The 3,838-nt window shown below is 53.1% G+C and carries 6 protein-coding genes; 3 read left to right on the plus strand and 3 right to left on the minus strand.

The window, feature by feature from the left end; all coding sequences use genetic code 11:
* The coding region (locus tag ACEW8P_RS13345) for a thioredoxin family protein (protein WP_373513572.1) at positions 1 to 505 on the plus strand (505 nt) is incomplete at its 5' end.
* Between the two features lie 60 nt (positions 506 to 565).
* Here the strand turns inward: ACEW8P_RS13345 and prfA are convergent.
* Complete coding sequence (prfA, locus tag ACEW8P_RS13350) at positions 566 to 1,639, minus strand: peptide chain release factor 1 (protein WP_373513573.1); 1,074 nt, start codon at positions 1,637 to 1,639, stop codon at positions 566 to 568.
* Positions 1,640 to 1,753: 114 nt separating this feature from the next.
* Between prfA and ACEW8P_RS13355 the strand changes: the two genes are divergently transcribed.
* Positions 1,754 to 2,344, plus strand: coding sequence for a hypothetical protein (locus tag ACEW8P_RS13355; protein WP_373513574.1), 591 nt, complete (start codon positions 1,754 to 1,756; stop codon positions 2,342 to 2,344).
* An 85-nt stretch (positions 2,345 to 2,429) separates the two neighbouring features.
* Here ACEW8P_RS13355 and ACEW8P_RS13360 read toward each other — a convergent pair whose 3' ends face one another.
* Positions 2,430 to 2,753 carry a transposase gene (locus ACEW8P_RS13360; protein ID WP_373513577.1) on the minus strand — a complete coding sequence of 108 codons (324 nt, stop codon included), beginning with the start codon at positions 2,751 to 2,753 and terminating at the stop codon, positions 2,430 to 2,432.
* Positions 2,723 to 2,968: a transposase gene (locus ACEW8P_RS13365; RefSeq protein ID WP_373513575.1), complete on the minus strand. Its 246-nt coding sequence runs from the start codon at positions 2,966 to 2,968 to the stop codon at positions 2,723 to 2,725. The genes ACEW8P_RS13360 and ACEW8P_RS13365 overlap by 31 nt, the downstream gene beginning before the upstream one ends.
* Before the next feature lie 73 nt (positions 2,969 to 3,041).
* Here ACEW8P_RS13365 and ACEW8P_RS13370 point away from each other — a divergent pair, with 73 nt between their 5' ends.
* Positions 3,042 to 3,425 (plus strand): transposase, encoded by a 384-nt coding sequence (locus tag ACEW8P_RS13370; RefSeq protein ID WP_373513576.1) that lies wholly within the window; start codon positions 3,042 to 3,044, stop codon positions 3,423 to 3,425.
* Positions 3,426 to 3,838: the final 413 nt, after the last annotated feature.

The following is a 3,838-nucleotide window of genomic DNA, read 5'->3' on the forward strand; positions in this document are numbered from 1 at the left end:
GCGTTCCGAAACCTTCGAGCCGCGCGAGAAACTCGCCAAAATCGAATGGCTCACGGTGGAGCAAGCCTTTGCCCTCAACCAGCAGGAGCCGCGCAAAATCCTGATCGATGTCTATACCGATTGGTGTGGCTGGTGCAAGGTCATGGATCGCGAAACCTACACCGATGCGAAGGTGGTGGAGTACATTAACAAGCATTATTATCCGGTAAAATTCAACGCCGAGCAGCGCGAGGAAGTCACGCTGGGCGGGCAGAAGTTCAAGTTCGTACAGCAGGGCAACAGCGGCGTGCATGAGTTCGCCGCCAGCCTTTTACAAAACAAACTGAGCTACCCCAGCACGGTGTTTCTGGACGAGAAACTACAAATGATTCAGCCGCTCCCCGGCTATCTGAAAGCCAAAGAGTTCCACGAAATCATCACCTTTTTTGGGGGAGATTTTTACAAAGAAGTAGCCTTCGAAAAGTACAAGGAAGAGACGTATCCGAAGGAGTTTGGGGGGAAGTAGCACAATGCTCGTAGTTTTGTTAAACGACGAACTGCGCAACAACGAACCTCGAACATAAAACTAAATTGTCTCCCCTTCCTGCATCCGCTCGGCGTTTTCAGCTATGCGGAGTTGCTCGATAAATTCCCCGATTTCTCCTTCCATGACCGTCGGCAGGTTATATACCGTGTAGCCAATGCGGTGATCCGTCACGCGGCTTTGGGGGTAGTTGTAGGTGCGTATTTTGTCGGAACGGTCGCCGCTACCGACCATCGACAGCCGCTGCGAACTGATGGCGTCGTTGTGCTTTTTTAATTCTATTTCATAAAGGCGCGACCGTAGTACTTCCAGCGCCCTGGCTTTGTTTTTGAGTTGGGAACGCTCGTCCTGGCAACTCACCACCAACCCCGAGGGATTATGTGTAAGCCGCACGGCGGAATAGGTCGTGTTTACCGACTGCCCGCCCGCGCCTGAAGAGTTGAAGGTGTCCACGCGCACATCGTTCATATTGATTTCCACATCCACTTCCTCGGCTTCGGGTAGCACGGCCACCGTCGCGGCGGAGGTATGGACCCGTCCCTGCGACTCCGTGGCCGGAACGCGCTGCACGCGATGGACGCCCGACTCGAATTTGAGCTTGCCGTAAACGTCCTCGCCCTCGACCTTGCTCACAATTTCCTTGTAGCCGCCGTTGGTACCTTCTGTGAAGTCCAGAATGGAAAGCCGCCAACCCATCTTTTCACAAAAACGCTGGTACATACGGAACAAATCGCCCGCGAAAATGGCGGCTTCGTCGCCGCCCGTTCCCGCCCGCACTTCAAGGATGCTGTTACGGCTGTCGTTCGGGTCTTTCGGAATAAGCATTTCCTTCAAAGCCGCTTCCATCTCTTCCTGCTGAGGTTGAAGTTCGTTGAGTTCTTCCTTCGCAAACTCGCGCATATCCGGATCTTTTTCGGTATTGACCAGTTCGCGCGCGCCAGCAATGTCTTTTAAGAGTTTCTGGTAAGCATCATACTGTATCACAACCTTTTCCAGGTCACTGTATTCTTTGCTCAACTTGGTATAACGCTGCATGTCGTTGACCACTTCGGGCTGGATAATCTGCTGGCCTACTTCGTGGAAGCGTTCTTTGATGGCTTCTAATTTATCTTGCATGGTATTGTAATTGACATTCCTTCGTTTGGGGCCGCAAAGATACGTAATTTCGTGGCTGGACTATTTTGTAAATCAGCGGGTCGCGCAGTACCGGGGCTTTATTTTGAATTTTATATGAAAATCAGAAACTGGAAATTTCAAAAATCATCGCTCCTGCTATTGGTTGTCGTGGTCGTTGCCGCAGGCTGCAATACCGACAACCGCATCGACCAAACCAAGGCCCTGAAAGAAGAGATGGCGGGTGTGAAAATCAAGCGCGTCACCGACGCCCAACTCGTGGCGGCGGTGGACGAATGGGGCAAGGAAATGGCGGTTATCATCCAGAAAGGTCTGGAAAAAGAACTGGCGCAGCATCCCGACGAGGCGTTAAAATACTGCGTGAATCTAAAACACGTGCCGCTCGTCGCCGCCATTGAGGATCAGTATGATGTCAAAATTCAACTTCTGGGTATGCTGGCCCCGGAAAACCGGACTCTGGCCCCCAAAGAGCGCGAATTGCTAAGTGCTTACGTCTATAACGCCGAAAGGGACTTGCCGCAATTCGACAACGTTCAAAAACTCAACGACACGCTGCTGGTGTACAACGCACCTATTCCTAAGACAAGTCCTATTTGCGGAGAATGCTTCCCCGATCAAAAGCTGCCTTTCGCCGTTTGGCGGGTACTTTTTGACAAGAAAGCAGTGATAAGGAAGATGGGGGAATGAGGAGGAAAGGAGGGCTTACGCCAGCCACACGGAATATTAAGATAAAAGCTAGTAAATCATGATATTATTTTTTCAAGATTTGCATTCAGGCCGCTTTCCCGTACTGGGCGATCGGCACGTAGGGTGTTCCCCGGCTGACGGTGGCGAAAACGCGGTTGATCAGCTTGGCTCCGACGGCATTGAGAACCACCAGGCAGTCCTTTCCCTCTCCACGCTTTCGCTGGTAATATGCCTTCAGTTGCGGGTCGTGCTGTACGGCTGCCGCAGCGCAGTTGCTCAGCAGAGCCTTCATCTTCCTGTTGGCCAGGGAACTGACTCTCGTCCTTCCGCGCGGCGGACCGTCCCGGATGCTGCTGCCCGAAGAGTGTTCGAAGGGGGCTACCCCGGCGTAGCAGCGGACGCCGCGCAGGCGAACTGTCGGCCGTTGTCAAAAGCGGTGAAGTCCTGGGTGTAGATCAGGAAGGCCGCCGCCGTGATCAAACCCACGCCCACGACCGACTTGACCAACTGGAAGTGCTTGAAGACCTGCTCGTCCTGCTTCACGGTGGCCTCCATCTCCTTTTCGACGTGAGCAATCTGCTGTTCGATCAGCGGCCTGCGGGAGACTTCCCATCTGATCGACAATGCGCTCATTATCAAGCTTTCCCACAAACATCTCAAGCTCGTCGAGCAGCAGATCGACCAGACAGAGAAGGAGATGCAGGCCACCGTCAAGCAGGACCAGCAGCTCTTCGAGAGCTTCGGGCTGGCCAAGTCGCTCATCGGCATCGGCCTGATCGCCGCTTCGGCCTTCCTGATCCACACCCATGGCTTCATGGCCTTCGAGAACGGCCGACAGTTCGCCTGTTACGCCGGAGTGGCGCCTTTCGAGCATAGCTCGGGCAGCAGCGTGCGGGCGGTCGGCCGCTGCCGAAAGACCAGCGTCAGCCACCTGGCCAACAAGAAGATGAAAGCTCTGCTGAGCAACGCTGCCGCCTCGGCCGTGCAGCACGACCCGCAACTCAGGGCTTACTACCACAGGAAGCTTGATGAAGGCAAGGGGACAAGATGGTGGTTCTCAACGCAGTCAGAGCCAAATTGATCAATCGCGTCTTCGCCACCGTCAGCCGGGGGACGCCCTATGTGAAGATGGCACACTACGGCCAGGCGGCCTGAGAGTGATCTTGAAAAAATAATATTTAAAAGCATTTGTTTTTATCTTAGAATTCCGTGAGAGTCGGTCAGGTCTGTGGGGTACATTGGTGGTTCTTTGTTCTCACAAAGCTACCGACTCACATTCTATCAAATTCTGATTTTTAGACAGCTTCTTATTGCAGCCGAACAAATTTCCTACCTTCGTTTCACCCGTTCCAAAAATTGTTATAAACCGGAAAACCAAGTACCAGACATGGATATTGAACCAAAAATCGGCAACCAGTTTACTCACTCCTTCAAATTCAGCCAGGAAGATGTGGCGGCCTTTGCCCGCGTGACGGGCGACACCAATCCACTGCA

Origin of the sequence: Persicitalea sp., assembly GCF_041751555.1 — a bacterium.
GTDB lineage: Bacteria > Bacteroidota > Bacteroidia > Cytophagales > Spirosomataceae > Persicitalea.

Coding starts and splice junctions, on each gene's coding strand:
- ACEW8P_RS13370 (WP_373513576.1), top strand. CDS start 3,042: ATGCAGGCCACCGTCAAGCAGGACCAGCAGCTCTTCGAGAGCTTCGGG.
- ACEW8P_RS13355 (WP_373513574.1), top strand. CDS start 1,754: ATGAAAATCAGAAACTGGAAATTTCAAAAATCATCGCTCCTGCTATTG.
- prfA (WP_373513573.1), bottom strand. CDS start 1,639: ATGCAAGATAAATTAGAAGCCATCAAAGAACGCTTCCACGAAGTAGGC.